11 protein-coding genes and 2 tRNA genes are annotated in these 18178 nt (G+C 47.9%); 7 read left to right on the forward strand and 6 right to left on the reverse strand.

Going from position 1 to position 18178, the window contains the following annotated elements; genetic code table 11:
• On the reverse strand, nt 1–94 hold a 94-nt coding region (locus MiAbW_RS17540), incomplete at its 3' end, for a GDP-mannose 4,6-dehydratase (RefSeq protein WP_123231299.1).
• A gap of 315 nt (nt 95–409) precedes the next feature.
• On the opposite strand from MiAbW_RS17540, the gene rpsT reads away from it, so the two are divergent.
• The 4 genes from rpsT (at nt 410) to MiAbW_RS17560 (ending at nt 9060) form a co-directional block, all read left to right on the forward strand.
• Nucleotides 410–703 carry a 30S ribosomal protein S20 gene (rpsT, locus tag MiAbW_RS17545; protein ID WP_151697156.1) on the forward strand — a complete coding sequence of 98 codons (294 nt, stop codon included), beginning with the start codon at nt 410–412 and terminating at the stop codon, nt 701–703.
• A 50-nt stretch (nt 704–753) separates the two neighbouring features.
• Nucleotides 754–1533: a TatD family hydrolase gene (locus tag MiAbW_RS17550; RefSeq protein ID WP_151697157.1), complete on the forward strand. Its 780-nt coding sequence runs from the start codon at nt 754–756 to the stop codon at nt 1531–1533.
• Between the two features lie 116 nt (nt 1534–1649).
• Nucleotides 1650–4961, forward strand: coding sequence for a DNA-directed RNA polymerase subunit beta (gene rpoB / locus MiAbW_RS17555; RefSeq protein ID WP_151697158.1), 3312 nt, complete (start codon nt 1650–1652; stop codon nt 4959–4961).
• A 91-nt stretch (nt 4962–5052) separates the two neighbouring features.
• Entirely contained in the window at nt 5053–9060 is a 4008-nt protein-coding gene (locus tag MiAbW_RS17560) for a DNA-directed RNA polymerase subunit beta' (protein WP_151697159.1), read from the forward strand.
• Nucleotides 9061–9246: 186 nt separating this feature from the next.
• Here the strand turns inward: MiAbW_RS17560 and MiAbW_RS17565 are convergent.
• The 3 genes from MiAbW_RS17565 to MiAbW_RS17575 form a co-directional block, all read right to left on the reverse strand.
• A tRNA-Pro gene (locus MiAbW_RS17565) sits at nt 9247–9320 on the reverse strand.
• Between the two features lie 40 nt (nt 9321–9360).
• Nucleotides 9361–9876 (reverse strand): GNAT family N-acetyltransferase, encoded by a 516-nt coding sequence (locus MiAbW_RS17570; RefSeq protein WP_002736326.1) that lies wholly within the window; start codon nt 9874–9876, stop codon nt 9361–9363.
• 107 nt (nt 9877–9983) lie between these two features.
• Nucleotides 9984–10068, reverse strand: a tRNA-Ser gene (locus MiAbW_RS17575).
• Nucleotides 10069–11056: 988 nt separating this feature from the next.
• Here MiAbW_RS17575 and MiAbW_RS17580 point away from each other — a divergent pair.
• The 3 genes from MiAbW_RS17580 (at nt 11057) to MiAbW_RS17590 (ending at nt 16746) form a co-directional block, all read left to right on the forward strand.
• Nucleotides 11057–11818 (forward strand): peptidylprolyl isomerase, encoded by a 762-nt coding sequence (locus MiAbW_RS17580; protein WP_151697160.1) that lies wholly within the window; start codon nt 11057–11059, stop codon nt 11816–11818.
• 75 nt (nt 11819–11893) lie between these two features.
• Nucleotides 11894–14887: a peptidase domain-containing ABC transporter gene (locus MiAbW_RS17585; protein ID WP_151697161.1), complete on the forward strand. Its 2994-nt coding sequence runs from the start codon at nt 11894–11896 to the stop codon at nt 14885–14887.
• An 89-nt stretch (nt 14888–14976) separates the two neighbouring features.
• On the forward strand, nt 14977–16746 hold the full coding sequence (locus MiAbW_RS17590) for an HlyD family efflux transporter periplasmic adaptor subunit (RefSeq protein WP_151697162.1): 1770 nt from the start codon (nt 14977–14979) through the stop codon (nt 16744–16746).
• Here the strand turns inward: MiAbW_RS17590 and hisA are convergent.
• Together hisA and MiAbW_RS17600 are read right to left on the reverse strand one after the other, a co-directional pair.
• Nucleotides 16743–17504, reverse strand: coding sequence for a 1-(5-phosphoribosyl)-5-[(5-phosphoribosylamino)methylideneamino]imidazole-4-carboxamide isomerase (hisA, locus tag MiAbW_RS17595; RefSeq protein WP_151697163.1), 762 nt, complete (start codon nt 17502–17504; stop codon nt 16743–16745). The two genes, MiAbW_RS17590 and hisA, sit on opposite strands and share 4 nt — an antisense overlap.
• 464 nt (nt 17505–17968) lie before the next feature.
• A partial coding sequence (locus MiAbW_RS17600; RefSeq protein WP_151697164.1) for a D-Ala-D-Ala carboxypeptidase family metallohydrolase occupies nt 17969–18178 on the reverse strand: 210 nt, incomplete at its 5' end.

Genomic DNA, 18178 nt, shown 5'->3' on the forward strand with positions numbered 1-18178 from the left:
GGACTTCATAGCCTTTTTCTAATAATAATTCGCTCAGATAGGAACCATCTTGACCGGTGATGCCGGTAATTAGGGCGCGTTTAGCTTCAGTCATCAGTAATTTACCTAATCGGAAAGAATAAAGACCAGGGCAGGGTCTGACTGCTTATAGCACACTTTAGCCCCTCATGACAAGTTTGGCCATTAGTTATCGGCACAGTCACGGCTAAATCCCCTGAACCTGAATTCAGTTGTGGCAGTCCCCTTAACCTTCAATCCTTCCCCATCCGTGGGAGCCTCATCCTGAAAATATCTCTAGGGGTTGTCCCAATCTTGTCCAGAAAACTCTTGCAACAAATAGAACAAATCTGTTATGATGGCTTGTCTGTGTCCCGATTAACCATACCAGTATTGAGAACAAGAAACGACTGTGGCTAATACAAAGTCTGCACTCAAACGAGTCCAAATCTCCGAAAGAAATCGACAACGCAACAAAGCGTACAAGTCAGCCGTAAGAACCCTGATCAAAAAGTGTCTTGTCGCTGTCTCAGCCTACGGAGCCAACCCTAGCCCAGAAGGGCTAGAGAGCGCCCAACAAGCTCTATCGGAAGCTTACAGTAAAATCGATAAAGCCGTCAAGCGCAACGTCTTGCACCGGAACAACGGCGCTAGAAAAAAAGCTGGTTTAGCTAAAGCTTTGCAAAAAGTTAGCCAAGCTTCCTAAGAAACAAGTAAGCTGTAATCAGGACAGACGCAACAAGCGATCAGGGGTCGATGCAATTAATAGATACGCACGTTCATCTGAACTTTGACGTTTTGCAAGCCGACTTGCCCGCTATCTCCGAACGTTGGCGAAGTGTGGGAGTCGTTCATCTGGTTCACTCCTGTGTCGAACCAGAGGAATTTGCAGCGATTAAAGCCATTGCTGATCAATTTGAGGAAATTTCCTTCGCCGTCGGTTTACATCCCCTAGATGCCCAAAAATGGCGAGATAATAGTGCCGATCAGATCGAATCCCTAGCCCGATCTGATCGGCGCGTCGTGGCGATCGGGGAAATGGGTTTAGATTTCTATAAAGCAGAAAACCAAGAGCAGCAAAAAAAGGTGTTTTGGAAGCAACTAGAAATCGCCCATCGTCTCGATAAACCCGTGATTATCCATTGTCGGGATGCGGCCAAGTCAATGCGGGAGGAAATCAGTGCTTTTCGGCAACAAGTGGGCAAAATTGGCGGCGTGATGCACTGCTGGACTGGCAACCCCGAAGAAACTCAATGGTTTTTAGATTTGGGTTTTTACATCAGCTTTAGCGGCATTGTCACCTTTAAAAACAGTAAAACCGTGCAAGCAACCGCCCAAATCGTCCCCAGCGATCGCCTACTAATCGAAACCGATTGCCCCTTTCTCTCACCCAACCCCCACCGCGGTAAACCCTGTGAACCATCCTTCGTCCCTCATGTAGCCCAAACCCTCGCCCATCTGCGCGGCGTTTCCCTCGAAACCATAGCCGAACAAACCACCCACAACGCCCGCAACCTATTTCAACTCCCCAGTTAAAAAACATAGTTTATTAGACAGAAAACAGGAGTCAGGAAACAGAAATAACAGAACCGAAGAAAACCGCTCACTGATATCCGACCCTCGCCATCGTGTCATCAGCCCTTACAACCATAATGAACAATCTTACCTTTAACCTCCTACCCGACCTCATCGAAATCCAACACTCCAGCTTCCGGTGGTTCTTAGAACAAGGACTAATCGAAGAACTCAACAGCTTTTCCCCCATCAGCGACTACACAGGCAAACTAGAACTACATTTCCTCGGCCAAGACTACAGACTCAAAGAACCCAAATACAACGTCGACGAAGCCAAACGACGGGACAGCAGCTACTCCGTTCAAATGTACGTCCCCACCCGTCTAATCAACAAAGAAACCGGAGAAAACATCGAACAAGAAGTCTTCATCGGCGACCTACCCCTAATGACCGAACGAGGAACCTTTATCATCAACGGAGCCGAACGAGTCATCGTCAATCAGATCGTCCGATCCCCCGGCGTTTACTACAAAGCCGAAATCGACAAAAACGGTCGCCGCACCTACTCCGCCTCCCTCATACCCAACCGAGGAGCTTGGTTAAAATTTGAAACCGACAAAAACGGCCTAGTCTGGGTCAGAATCGACAAAACCCGCAAACTATCCGCCCAAGTTCTCCTCAAAGCGATCGGATTAAGCGACAACGAAATCCTTGACTCCCTACGCCACCCCGAATTCTACCAAAAAACCCTCGACAAAGAAGGCAACCCCACCGAAGAAGAATCCCTCCTCGACCTCTACCGCAAACTACGCCCCGGCGAACCCCCCACCGTCACCGGCGGACAACAACTGCTCGAATCCCGCTTTTTTGACAATAAACGCTACGATCTCGGTCGCGTAGGTCGCTACAAACTCAACAAAAAACTACGCCTCAACGTCCCCGATAACCAGCGCGTTCTCACCACCACCGACATCCTAGCAGCCATCGACTACCTAATCAACCTCGAATTCGACATCGGCAACACCGACGACATCGACCACCTAGGCAACCGTCGCGTCCGTTCCGTCGGAGAACTCCTCCAAAACCAAGTGCGAGTAGGATTAAACCGCCTAGAAAGAATCATTCGAGAACGGATGACCGTCAGCGAATCCCAAAACCTCACCCCCGCATCCCTAGTCAACCCGAAACCCCTAGTAGCGGCGATTAAAGAATTCTTTGGTTCCTCGCAACTCTCCCAGTTCATGGATCAAACCAACCCCCTAGCGGAATTGACCCATAAACGCCGTATTTCCGCCCTTGGCCCCGGCGGTCTCACCCGGGAACGGGCCGGTTTTGCCGTGCGTGACATTCACCCCTCCCACCACGGTCGCATCTGTCCAGTGGAAACCCCAGAAGGACCCAACGCCGGCTTAATCGGTTCCCTCGCCACCTACGCCCGCGTCAACGACTACGGTTTCATAGAAACCCCCTGTTATGTAGTAGAAAATGGCCAAGTCCGCTACGATCTCCCCGTAAAATACCTCACCGCCGACGAAGAAGACGACCTGCGAGTAGCACCAGGAGACGTAGCCACCGACGAAAAAGGTTACATACTCGGCGAAACCATCCCCGTACGCTATCGGCAGGAATTCTCCACCACCACCCCCGAACAAGTAGACTACGTTTGTGTTTCCCCCGTCCAAATCGTCTCCGTCGCCACCTCCCTCATCCCCTTCCTCGAACACGACGACGCCAACCGCGCCCTCATGGGTTCCAACATGCAGCGACAAGCAGTTCCCCTACTGCGTCCCGAACGTCCCCTTGTAGGTACCGGACTAGAAGCACAAACCGCCCGCGACTCCGGCATGGTCATCGTTTCCCGTACCAATGGAATCGTTTCCCACGTCGATGCCAACCGGATTCGCATCAAAGTAGCCGATGAAGACAAAGAAACATTCGGCAAAAGCGAGATCGAGTACGAAATTCAGAAATATCAACGCTCTAACCAAGATACCTGCCTAAATCAGCGACCCTTAGTCTATCAAGGCGAACAAGTAGTGCCAGGGCAGATCCTCGCCGACGGTTCCGCCACCGAAGGAGGAGAAATCGCTCTCGGCCAGAATATCCTCGTCGCCTACATGCCCTGGGAAGGCTATAACTACGAAGACGCAATTCTAATCAGCGAAAGACTCGTAGCACAAGATGTCTATACCAGCATCCACATCGAAAAATACGAAATCGAAGCCCGTCAAACCAAACTCGGACCAGAAGAAATCACCAGAGAAATCCCCAACGTCGGCGAAGATGCCCTGCGCAACCTCGACGAACGCGGCATAATCCGCATCGGCGCCTGGGTAGAAGCCAGCGATATCCTCGTCGGCAAAGTCACCCCCAAAGGCGAATCAGATCAACCCCCCGAAGAAAAACTACTGCGGGCAATATTCGGAGAAAAAGCCCGGGACGTACGAGACAACTCCCTACGCGTACCCAACGGAGAAAAAGGCCGAGTAGTAGACGTACGCGTATTCACCCGCGAACAAGGAGACGAACTACCCCCCGGCGCCAACATGGTAGTCCGAGTTTACGTCGCCCAAAAACGCAAAATCCAAGTCGGCGATAAAATGGCAGGTCGTCACGGCAACAAAGGAATAATCTCCAGAATACTACCCCTAGAAGACATGCCCTACCTCCCCGATGGTCGACCCGTCGACATCGTACTCAACCCCCTAGGAGTCCCCAGCCGCATGAACGTCGGTCAAGTATTTGAATGCTTACTCGGTTGGGCCGGCGAAAACCTAGGCATACGCTTTAAAATTACCCCCTTCGACGAAATGTACGGAGAAGAAGCCAGCCGCTTAACCGTCCACGGACTACTAGAAAAAGCCTCAAAAAAAACCAACCGCAATTGGGTCTTCACAGAAGAACACCCCGGCAAAGTCACCGTCTATGATGGTCGCACCGGCGAACCCTTCGACCGACCCGTCACCGTAGGCATGGCCTACATGTTAAAACTAGTTCACCTAGTAGACGATAAAATTCACGCCCGTTCCACCGGTCCCTACTCCCTAGTCACCCAGCAACCCCTAGGCGGCAAAGCCCAACAAGGCGGCCAACGCTTCGGAGAAATGGAAGTCTGGGCCCTAGAAGCCTACGGCGCAGCCTATACCCTACAAGAAATACTAACCGTAAAATCCGACGACATGCAAGGACGGAATGAAGCCCTAAACGCCATCGTAAAAGGCAAACCCATCCCCCGCCCCGGCACACCAGAATCCTTCAAAGTATTAATGCGAGAACTACAATCCCTTGGCCTCGACATCGCCGTCCACAAAGTAGAAAACGCCCCCGACGGCACATCCCGCGACATCGAAATCGACCTAATGATCGATATCGGTCGTCGCGCCCCCTCCCGCCCCACCTACGAATCCCTAACCACAGAAGACCTCGAAGAAGAAGAAACAGAAGCGTAAAAACAGCGATCAGAAAAAAGAAAAGCCGCCGCCCTCAGCCCAAAACCCCGAAAGCCAATAGCCGTTTTATTTACTCATCACCCGAAACCAAATGTTTTATAACCAAACCGTAGACAAAGGAAAACTAAAAAAACTAATCGCATGGGCCTATCAAAACTACGGCTCAGCGCGCTGTTCACAAATGGCCGACCAAATAAAAAACCTCGGTTTTCGATTCGCCACCAAAGCAGGAGTTTCCATCAGCGTCGACGACTTAACCGTCCCCCCCGCAAAACGACAAATGATCGAAAGCGCCGAACAAGAAATCCGGCAAACCGAACAGCGTTACGTGCGCGGCGAAATCACCGAAGTAGAACGCTTCCAAAAAGTAATCGACACCTGGAACAGCACATCCGAATCACTAAAAGACGAAGTAATAAGGAACTTCCAAAACACAGATCCCCTCAACTCCGTCTACATGATGGCCTTCTCTGGAGCCAGAGGCAACATGAGCCAAGTCCGTCAACTAGTCGGAATGCGCGGACTAATGGCAAATCCCCAAGGAGAAATCATCGACCTCCCCATCAAAACCAACTTCCGAGAAGGACTAACCGTCACCGAATACGTCATCTCCTCCTACGGAGCCCGCAAAGGTTTAGTCGACACCGCCCTAAGAACCGCCGACTCCGGTTATCTCACCCGCCGACTCGTCGACGTATCCCAAGACGTCATCGTCCGCGAAGCCGATTGTGGCACCAATCGTTACATCCAAATAACCCCCATGACCGACGGAGATCGCATCCTCATCCCCCTAAGCGATCGCCTACTAGGTCGAGCCCTCGCGGTCGACATAGAAGTAAACGGACAAATAATCGCCCGCCGCAACCAAATAATCGACGACGAAACCGCCGAAAAACTAGGGACACTCGTCGAAAAAATCAAAGTCCGCAGCCCCCTAACCTGTGAAGCCGCCCGCTCAGTGTGTCAAACCTGTTACGGTTGGAGTCTAGCCCACGGACACCCAGTAGACATGGGAGAAGCAGTAGGAATTATAGCAGCCCAATCCATCGGCGAACCAGGAACACAACTAACCATGCGAACCTTCCACACCGGCGGCGTATTCACCGGAGAAGTAGCCCGACAAATACGCAGTCCCTTCGAAGGAACCGTGAGATTTCTACCAGGCTTAAGCATCCGAAACGTGCGAACCCGCCACGGAGACGAACGAGACCAAGTAGAAGCCCCAGGAGAAATAAAAATAACACCCAAAGAAAAAACCAAAGAACCAGTCACCCACACCCTAACCCCCGGCTCACTACTATTCATCACCGACGGCGCCCTCGTGCACCAAGAACAACTACTAGCAGAAATAACCCCCGAAAAAGTCCAAAAATCCACAGAAAAAGCCACAAAAGACGTAACCAGCGACCTAGCCGGCGAAGTCCTCTTCAGCCAATTAGTCCCCGAAGAAAAAACCGACCGCCAAGGCAACACCACCCGCACAGCCCAACGAGGAGGCCTACTATGGATCCTCTCCGGAGAAGTATATAACCTCCCCCCCGGAGCCGAACCCGTAGTCAAAAACGGCCAACAAATACAAAAAGGAGACGTACTAGCCGAAACCAAATTAGTATCCACAAACGGCGGCCTAGTCCGTTTAGCCCCCAACAGCCGGGAAATCGATATCGTCACCGCCGCCGTATCTTTAGATCAAGCCCAAGTAAAAATAGAAAGCACCGCCGGACGAGAACAATATATCATCCATACCAACGACAGTCAAAGCTTCCTACTAAAAACCACCCCCGGCACAAAAGTACAGAATCATGCCATAGTCGCCGAACTAATCGACGATCGCTATCAAACCCACACCGGCGGCACAATCAAATACATCGACATCGAAATCGCCAAAGGCAGCCGCAAACAAGGATATGAAATCACCAAAGGCGGCACCATCCTCTGGATACCCGAAGAAACCCACGAAATCAACAAAGACATCTCCCTCCTACAAGTAGAAGACGGCCAATATGTAGAAGCAGGAGAAGAAATAGTAAAAGACATCTTCTGTAACACCAGCGGCTGCGTGTCAATCATCCAAAAAAACGACATCCTCCGAGAAATAATAGTCAAACCAGGGCTATTATTCATGGACCTCGAACCAGAAACCACCGGAATAGCCCAAGAACAAATAATCCACCCCGGCACACAAATAACCCCCGAAATCACCATCCAAGAATTACGGCAAGCAGAATGGGTAGAAACCAACGAAGGCCTAGGATTACTACTGCGACCAGTACAAGAATTCACCGTCCTTGACCAAACCACCTCCCCCACCCAAGCAACCGCCAACCAAGAAAGAGGAAGACAGATCCAACTACGCTCAGTACAACGCATCCACTTCAAAGACGGAGAAAAAGTAAAAACCGTCGAAGGATGTCAACTGATCAGCACCCAATTAGTCCTAGAAATAAAAAGCGAAGAACCAGAATCAGTCACCCATCTCACAGCCGACATCGAATTCAAGCCCATCGAAAACAGCGAAAGTCAGAGATTACAGCTAGTTATCCTCGAAACCCTAGTCCTACGTCGCGATAGCGACAACGACCCCCTAGGAGGCAACATACAAACCCGCATACTCGTCCAAGACGGCCAAGAAATTCCACCAGGAGCAGTAGTAGCCCGCACCGAAATCCAGAGCAAAGAAGCAGGAGAAATTCGCGGAATTCGCCAAGGAAGCGAAGCAGTGCGCCGTCTCCTAATAGTCAGCGACCGAGACGAAAAAATCCTCCCCCTCCCCGTAGCCCCCACCGTCAAAGCAGGAGACCTAGTAATCGCCGAAACAGAAATCGCCCCCGGAATACTAGCCCCCAACTCCGGACAAATACTCGCCATAGACCAAACCACCACCGGCCATCAAATCCGACTACGAAAAGCCCGACCCTACCGAGTATCAGCCGGAGCCATTCTCCACATCGACCAAGGAGACCTAGTCCAACGGGGCGACAACCTAGTGCTACTAGTATTTGAACGCTCAAAAACCGGCGACATCATTCAAGGCCTACCCAGAATCGAAGAACTACTCGAAGCCCGCAAACCAAAAGAAGCTTGCGTCCTAGCCCGCAAACCAGGAGTTTGTCAAGTGGAGTACCAAGACTCTGAAATCGTCGACATAAAAGTAGTCGAAGAAGACGGAACCATCAGTGAATATCCCCTTTTAGGCAGTCAAAACCCCCTAGTCAGCGACAATCAGCGCATCGAAGTAGGTCAAGCCCTAACCGATGGTCAAGCCAACCCCCACGAGATATTAGAAGTATTCTTCAACTATTATCTCGACAGCCTAGGCAGTTACGAAGCCGCCCTAAAAGCCCTAGAAAAAACCCAAATGTACCTCGTCGATCAAGTACAATCCGTTTACCAATCCCAAGGAATCGACATAGCCGATAAACACATCGAAGTCATCGTCCGTCAGATGACCTCAAAAGTGCGGATCGACGACGGCGGCGACACCAGTATGTTACCCGGTGAATTATTAGAACTGCGACAAGTAGAAACAGTCAACGAAGCCATGTCAATCACCGGCGGCGCAGCAGCTAAATATACGCCCGTACTACTGGGCATCACCAAAGCCTCCCTAAATACCGACAGCTTCATCAGTGCCGCCTCCTTCCAAGAAACCACCCGCGTCCTCACCGAAGCAGCGATCGAAGGTAAATCCGACTGGTTACGAGGCCTCAAAGAAAACGTCATCATCGGTCGTCTGATTCCAGCGGGTACCGGCTTCAATGCCCACGAAAACAGGTTGGGAATCAGCGACTACACACCCCCAGAGGAAGAATATAACTACAACAATCGTGGTTATTACGCTGCCCCCGGCGGTATCGGTTTCCCCCCTCGTCCCGGTTTCGGCGATAGTAGTGACGATAGCGATATGATTCTTGACGATCAAACCGCCCGCGCCTACGCTGAAGGTGATGTGGTCGATTTAGAGGATGATGAAATGGCTTTCCTCTCCTCCCGCAGCAGCAGTCGCTTTAGTCGCCAACCCATCAGCGACAGCTGGTCAGCTGCTGATGAGGAAGGGGAGGAGGAAGATTTCGAGGAGGATTACGAAGAAGAAGAATAATCGTCTGTCGATATCTTACAAGGAGGATTGGCGGGAATAACCCTTGTTATTCCCGCCAATCCTCCTTCTCTCCCCGCACCCCCTAATTTTTCAGCTAATTCACCTCAGTTTGGCAATAAAAGAAGGCAGCCTCTCCCATCAACCAGAACGGAGACAAAGTTAAGATTTTAATAATGTTCTCTCAAGTCGGGATGACAGGATTTGAACCTGCGGCATCCTGCTCCCAAAGCAGGCGCGCTACCAAGCTGCGCTACATCCCGAAATAGACTCCCTTTCCAGTATAGCCTAAGAGCGGCATTCTTAATCCGGATACCAAAACATCCCTTTGATACCTTCGGGATCGAGAACAAAACCGAGACGACGATAGAAATCCACCACCTGCGGATCGGCGAAAAGAGTTATATTACTGATGTCCTCACCCCGCAACTTCCTGATCATAAATTTCATTAATGCTTTACCAAAGCCTTTACTTTGATAGTGAGGATGAACAACCACATCCCAGACTGTAGCATTAAAAGCGTGATCGGAAGTGGCACGAGCAAAACCCACTAAACGACGGCGATTACCTCGCACTTCCCACATCGACACCACTAAAAAACTACATTCGATCGCCTTTTTAACTTTGCGTAAAGGACGACGGGCCCAACCCACCGAGTCACAAAGTTCTTCTAACTCATACAGATCTAGCTCTCGATCGGTACTAAAAAACACTCGCGTCTGTCCGAGGTCATTCTGGGCAACCTCTACCAAGTCTCCCGAATAGTCAGGTGATGCAGTGACTTCCGAGCTATTAAACAATCTTTTCCAAAAAACCATGCCGAAGGGCTACTGCCTCAATGTTATCTTTTTAGCCTAGTATATTTTATTTTCCCGTCTCTAGGAACAATTGGGAAACCCGAGTCCAAATTTAGATTGGTTCAGTACGGAGAGGGTGGGATTTGAACCCACGAACCATTTCTGGTTACTCGATTTCAAGTCGAGCGCGATCGACCACTCTGCCACCTCTCCAAGTTAGCTAGACCTATATCCTATCATTAGATCTCTTGCCTAAATCAAAAAATTTTCCGCAAATGTAGGGAAAAGGGGTGCATATTATAGGGTTAAGGGTTAAGGGTTAAAATTTCCCCTTTCCCCCTTCCCCAACTTCTGCAAGAGGTCGATTCTAGTCAATTAGAGGAGTAATTAGGGCTTTCTGAGCAGAATTTTTGGGTGGGCCGATAGACTAGGACTACTTCCCCTCATCACCCCCACCAAGATGACCGACTTATTGCCTTAATTTTGATAATTTTCGGCTTTGACGGGGGAAACTCCCATTAAAATAGGGATGAGTGCCTTAAAATTGCTGTTTTGACGTATAATCACCTTAATAAAATTTAGAAGCTTCTAGCTCACTTTCCGCACTTCTTAACATTCAATTGATAATTTTTACTAATATATTGCTTAAAACCCATTGCCAGTAAAGACTATAGCTACAATGATTGATTTTTATCAAGGTGAATAATTAGACATCTCCAAAAATTACAACCTAGTCACAGCTTACCTTTGTCTTATGTACTATAGCAAAGATCGGTGTGTTTAGGACAATCAATCGCTGAAACCCTTGACCGATAAGAGTTTGAAAATTTAAAGCGTCCTAAATAACCCATTTTTTGCTATAATTAAATAGTTCAATGGTTGGAATGTATATCTATCCTTGCTAATTCAATTTTACTGAAAAAATATGAGGCAATTAAAATCATTTTTATTCGGGTAGATTCCTTAACTAGAGAGAATTTTAGTCTTGAGATAATATTAGGTCGATGTCTATTGTAATTTTTTTCTCAGAAAAAATCAATTATTGAAAATGTTCTCAATAGTAGTTTCTACAATCAAGGTTTTTCGTCAAAACATCTTGGGGAATGTAAAAATATATAAAAGTATATGAAGATGTGCGGAATGTCGGTTCTAGAGTTTATAGTTTACTTTTAAACCTTTCTGAGAGGAAAATGTATTTATTATGAGTTCAATTATTGAAATCGGCGATCAAAAAATTAGCGAGTCAGAGGTCTTGCCTCTTTTGGCAAAATATGGTATGTTACCCGAGTTAATCCGGGAAGTAATTATCGAGCAAGCTATCGCCAATATCACCTGCAATCCCGAAGAAAGAAACGCAGCCTATTCCCGTTTCTATCAAAATAATCAAATTGCCAACGATGAACAAATAAAATCTTGGTTACAACAAAACGGGATGAATTCCGAACAACTAGAATATCTAATTCTTCGGGATATTAAATTAGAAAAATTTAAACAGGAGACTTGGGATAACAAAGTAGAATCCTACTTCTTGCAAGTCAAAAATCAATTGGATAAGGTGGTTTATTCCTTGATTCGGACAAAAAATATCGGCATTGCCCAAGAACTATTTTTCCGGATACAGGATCGAGAAACTAGCTTCGCTGAACTAGCCAAAAAATACTCCCAAGGAGCAGAAGCAGAAACCGGAGGACTAATCGGACCGGTGGAACTGAGCGCACCCCATCCCCAGATCGGGCAAATTCTCAAAGTAAGTAAACCGGGGCAACTGTGGCCACCGACGCAAGTGGGAGAATGGGTCGTAATTGTCCGACTAGAAAAATATTTATCCTGTGAACTGGATCCTCCCACCCGTCAACGCTTACGGAATGATTTATTCCAACAATGGTTAATGACTCAAATGCAAACAGTGAAATTTATCTCCGAATCAACCCCAGTCAATAGCGAGCAGATATCAGTTATATAGCATTCCGGATAACACTCGGTTTACTCAGTCTTTTCGCCTAATTATTTGCCAACCTAGTCAATTTTCACCTAGCTAATGAGTTATACCACTTTAGATTTTACCGCCTTTCTGGAGACCGTACAGCCCTTCGAGCGCCTGCCCGTCGAAGTGAGACGTTCCCTCGGCCAGAAATTACAACCCTTTCGCTATGAGATGGGCAATGCCATGCTCAAGTGCGATCGCTTACCCTCTCACCTCGTCCTTCTCTACGAGGGAGAGGCCAGACTTTTGGGTTACGATGCTAGGGTTAACAATCCGTTGCCGGTTACTTTGGCTAAATTACAGCCAGGGGATTTATTCGGGTGGATCAGTCTCCTGCGCGGTACCCCCTGTGAAACGGTGATCGCTTCTTCGGAAGTCACTATCTGTTTAACCTTAAAAGAAGAGGATTTTTGGTCTTTAATCAATAATTATCCCGAATTTAAGGAATATTTCTTTAAACAAACCTCGATTGCTGAAGTTTATGCGACCCTAGGCTCCTATCTTAATCAACAGGCCTGGGGTGGGGGAGACCTCAAAGAAATTGCACAGGCTCTTTTAAACAAAGCTTCTGTGTCCTATAACCAGATTAACGATGATTATCTCTGGTTAGTCAGCGAAAATACCGACAATTATCCTATCGGCACAGTTATCACCCAGAATAATCCGACTAACACCCGCTTATTAGGTGTTTCCTCCGATCTCGCGGAGCGAGCGCGTTGCGACCGGTTAGACAAGTTCTTGACAGTTGCAACCGAAGCGGCTGCGGAAACAGAAACCGATGATATCTGGGAAACCCAAGTCATTAAGGGAAATAAACCCACCCAGGTATTAGATATCCCCCAGGGAAAAATAAGCGACATCACCAGCGATATCGCCGTTGAAAAAACTGTCCAGAAAAACCGCAAGTCATATCCTTTTTTCAGGGGAAAAACGGAACTAGAGGCGGTGAGTGCCTGTTTTCAGATGCTCTGCAAATATTTTAATATCCCCTTTCGCAAGGACGTGATCCAACGCATTCTAGGGGATCAAATGCAAAGAACTGGCAGCCTTTCCCTGCCCCTGTGTGGGGCTGTGGCCGAGGTAGTGGGACTCCATAGCCAATTAGTACCGCTAAATGCTTCTTCCTTGCCCAATATCAACCCTCCTGCCCTAATTCGCTGGCAAGACAGCATCGTTATCCTCTACGAAATTAATCAACGGGAAACCACGATCGCTGTTCCCGAACGGGGGATAATTAAACGCAAAACCAGCGAATTTCTGGAATCTTGGGACGAAAAAGGGGAAGTAATTCTGCTCAAACCCACCAAACACACCCAGCAGCAGCGTTTTGGTCTATCATGGTTTTGGCCTTCTGTCAAGAAACATAAACGAGTCTTAATAGAAGTTTTTATTGCTTCTTTCTTCGTGCAGTTATTTGCCCTGGCCAATCCCTTGATGATTCAGGTGATCATCGATAAAGTGATCGTGCAGAATAGCCCGGAAACCCTGAATACCCTCGGGGTTTTCCTCTTGGTAATTGCCGTTTTTGAGGGAATTTTAACCTTTTTGAGAACATCCCTTTTTGTCGATACCACTAACCGCATCGACATGACCCTCGGTTCGGAAATTATCGATCACCTGCTGCGCTTACCCCTGAAATACTTTGAACGGCGGCCAGTGGGGGAAATTTCGACAAGAATCAACGAATTAGAGAATATTCGGCAATTTTTAACAGGTACAGCCCTAACGGTGGTATTAGATGCCATTTTCTCGGTTATCTACATCGTGGTTATGTTGATCTATAGCCCGATTCTAACCTTCTGGGCACTGGGAGTCGTACCGATTTTAGTTCTCTCCACAGCTATTTTCGCACCGATCGTGCGGCGACAACTGCGAGCAAAAGCCGAACGAAATGCCGAAACCCAATCCTATCTCGTAGAGGTGATGACGGGGATCCAAACAGTAAAAGCACAGAATATCGAATTGCGTTCCCGTTGGCAGTGGCAAGAACGTTATGCGCGCTATGTGGCCGAAGGTTTTCAAACGGTAATGACCTCAACTTTGGCCGGTTCCTTTAGTCACTTCTTTAACCAATTATCGGGTTTATTAGTGCTGTGGGTGGGAGCAGCCTTAGTTTTAGACGGAAAACTCACCCTTGGTCAATTAATCGCCTTCCGGATTATCGCTTCCTACGTTACCTCGCCGATTCTGCGTTTGACCCAACTCTGGCAAAACTTCCAAGAAACCGGCTTATCACTGGAAAGATTAGCAGATATCGTCGATACTCCCCAAGAAGCGGAACTAGATCGCCAAAACATCCCCATGCCCTTAATTAAAGGCACTGTCACCTACGAAAACCTCGCTTTCCGCTTCAATCCCCACGGCGCCCTGCAACTATACAACGTCAATTTAGAATTCCCCGCCGGCACTTTTGTCGCTTTGGTGGGAGAAAGTGGCGCCGGGAAAAGTACCATCACTAAACTATTGGCCCGTCTCTACGAACCGGAATCGGGACGGATTCTCATCGATGGCTACGATATCAACAAAGTGGAACTCTATTCCCTGCGTCGTCAAATCGGCATGGTTCCCCAAGAAACCTTATTATTTGACGGTACGGTACAGGAAAATATCGCCCTGACTAACCCCGATGCGACTGTGGAGGAAATTGTCTCGGCAGCGAAAACGGCGGCAGCCCACGAATTTATTATGACTCTGCCCAATGGCTATAATACCCGCGTCGGTGAACGGGGGGCATCCCTATCGGGGGGACAACGACAACGGGTTGCGATCGCTCGTTCCGTCCTGCAAAGACCGCAAATTCTCATTCTTGATGAGGCCACCAGCGCCCTCGACTATAACACCGAACGGCAAGTGTGTCTGAATCTCAAGGAAGCTTTCAAGGATCATACGGTCTTCTTTATTACCCATCGTTTAGCTTCGATCAAATCCGCCGATATTATTGTCATGATGGATAAAGGGACAGTAGCGGAGGAAGGCACCCACGAGGAATTAATGGCCAAAAAAGGTCTTTACTATACTCTCTATAAACAACAGGATTCGCAAATCTAGTCAGTCAGTTATCAGTTATCGGTTATCAGTGAACGGGTATCGGTTCACTGATAACCGATAACTGAAAAAATAAATATAGGAGAATCCCCATGAACGGTAATTCTAACAACGGTCAAAACGGCAACGGCAACGGTAAAAGCGATGAACTTACCCAAGCGGGTAAAAACGTTGCCACTACCACGAAAAATAAAAGTATTACCCCTTCTTTACCCACTTTCAGCCCACCGGAACAATCGGTGATCCTCAAACAATCGCCCATTTGGTCGCGGACGATTATCTGGACATTAATGAGTGTCACCACTGCCGCTTTAATTTGGTCAGCGTTCGCCAAAATCGAGCAGGTGGTGGGCGCCCAAGGACAACTTAAACCCCAGGGCAAAGTGCAAGAAGTACAAGCCCCGGTGAATGGGGTAGTACAGTTCGTGAAAGTTAAAGATGGCGATCGAGTTAACAAAGGTGATGTACTGGTTTTAATGGATTCCAGTGCCTCGCAAGTGCAGTTAGAATCCTTGAAAAAAATTCGCACTACTGCCGAGAAGGAAAATCAATTCTATCGTCTCTTAATGGCGCAGGATCTGACACCAGCACAAGTGGAGAGTTCAATCGCTCAATTAAAATTACCGAGCGAAATCGCCGATTTAGCCCGTAATCGTGCCGCTTTGGTGACAGAAAATCAACTTTATCAAGCACAGGTCAATGAAGGTGCTTCTAGCTCTGCTTTACAAGGGGAGCAATTAGCCCGTTTAGAGGCTGCCCGACGGGAGGCCAATTCTCGACAAGCGGCGGCTAGATTGGAAATGGAACAATTAGAAAAACAATTGAACCAAACTAGGGTACAGTTGGCCGATGCCCGCTCGCAATTAATCAATGATCGCTTCGTCTTAGAAGAAATTAAGACTCGTAATGCCAATTCGATGAAACAAGGCCAAGAAAGCTTGGATATCGAGCGTAATATTCTTAAGGATATTGAACCCTTGGGAGAAGAAGGAGCGGTCGCCCGTTATCAGATTAATAAACAAAAACAGTCAGTCACTGACCGTCAAAATGAACTGCAGCAGCAAGAGGCTAATGGCAAAATCGATCGAGAAAAACAAGAGAAAGAAGTACAAACCCGCATCGCCGAAATTTCCCGTTTGGAACAGGAAGAAAAGCGTTATTCCCTGTTGATCTCCCAAGCGAGAGAAAGGCTGATTAATACCACAGTAATCACGGAAAAAGATGTGCGTGATAAAATGGCGGACAATCACAAACGGATTGCTGAAATCGATAGTCAGATCAGTCGTATTATTATTGATAACAACAAACGCATTGCCGAACTAGACAGTCAAATTAGTCAAGCACAACAGACGATTAAATATCAAAAAATTACCGCCCCCATCGATGGTGTGGTCTTTGATCTCAAGGCCCGACCTGGGTTTGTTCCCCAACCGAGTCAAGCGGAAGCATTGTTAAAAATTGTTCCCGATGGCTGTCCCACCCAGGTCAAAGATGCCGCTAAAGGTTGTTTAGTGGCAGAGGTGGACGTGACTAACCAAGACATCGGTTTTGTGCGCGTGGGACAAAAGGCCGATATTCGCATTGATTCCTTTTCTTACAGTGAATACGGCGATATTAAGGGAGAAGTAATCTCGATCGGTTCCGATGCTCTACCTCCCGACGAAAATCACCGTTTTTATCGGTTCCCCGTCCGGGTACGCTTGAACAGTCAAGAGTTAGTTTTGAAAAATCAATCGACTCTACCGCTGCAATCGGGGATGTCCGTGAGCGTTAACGTCAAAGTCAATGAAAATCGCACTGTTTTGAGCTTATTTACCGATATGTTCAATAAACAGGTGGATACTCTCAAACAAGTCCGTTAAGCGAAAAAATTCGGGGGTACATCTTGCCAACGGCCCGAACCGATCGCGCTAATCGCTTCCGAGAGGTTAACTGCACTGGTATAAAGGGCGCGGCCGACGATTACTCCCGTTACTCCGAAAGGTTCCAAAGACAATAAACTCAGTAGGTCCGTCAGGGAACTAATGCCCCCAGAGGCGATCACGGGAATTTCGACAGATTCGGCTAATTCTCGCAAAGCGGCGAGATTAGGACCAGAAAGGGTGCCGTCTCGATGAATATCAGTGTAGATAATCCTGCTGGCTCCTCTTTTTGCCATATCTTGACCAAGAGCGATCGCATCTACCTCGGAGGTTTCTAACCAACCCCTGGTGGCTACTTTGCCATCGCGGGCATCAATACCGACAATTATTTGCCCCGGAAAGCTTTGACAAAGTTCGCTGACTAATTCCGGCTTTTCTACGGCTACTGTCCCTAAAATCGCCTTTTCTACCCCGATTTTCAGGAGATTACTCACCGTTTCTATATCTCGCAGTCCACCCCCCACCTGCACTGGGATGGCAATATCATTAAGAATTGTTTCAATAGTTGACAAATTAACCGATTTACCCTCTTTGGCTCCATCCAAATCAACTAAATGTAATCTGGTTGCCCCCTGATTGACCCATTCTCGCGCCACTATTGCGGGATTATCGTTAAAAACCTGCGATTGTTGGTAATCTCCCTGATAAAGTCGCACACATTTGCCATCGAGAATATCAATAGCGGGGATAACTTCCATGTTTTTCTCAATATCTAACTAAAGAGCGTTCTTTATTATATAGTACCGGTCGTCGGTCGTCGGTCGTCAGGCTTCGGCCGTGAGCTCAGCGTTCGACCGAGCTCACGCCGAGGTCCGAACGGAGACAGGGTAGTCACTGCGTGCCCATTGCGGGGGGTTTTGGGGTGTTAGGGTTTTAGGGTTTTAGTTGAAATTGACCCACTTCCCCACTTCCCACACCCCACTTTCCTATACATTTTAAACGGGATTGAGGATGAGGGTTCCTTAGCCAGCTATTTTAGCTATTTCTGGTTGTTTACATAGCGGTTCTCACACCTGGGTGGCACACTTAAACCTTTGATAATTAAGCTTTTCAGCATTGATAATGTACCTCTTGCGAACAGGAAACGCTATAGATAATCTTCAGAATATTAATCGATTCCTAGAGCAAAAAATTCTTCTAGAATGATACCCCAAGCAAAAACCTAATAATCCCATCTCGGTCCTTTTTCCCCACCGCTTCTCCAACCTTTTCCGTTCCGAGTGTCAATGTGGATAAACCCCCGATGCGCTCCGTACCCTAGCGCTCCAAACCAATACCGATCAAGAAACCCCTCAAATTTAGCTAATGATGCCGGGCTGCTTGGTCGAATATCAACCGCTCGACCATAAAGATGTTGAGAGTTACTCGCACC

The sequence above is a fragment of the Microcystis aeruginosa NIES-4325 genome (assembly GCF_008974145.1).
Lineage (GTDB): Bacteria > Cyanobacteriota > Cyanobacteriia > Cyanobacteriales > Microcystaceae > Microcystis > Microcystis aeruginosa_G.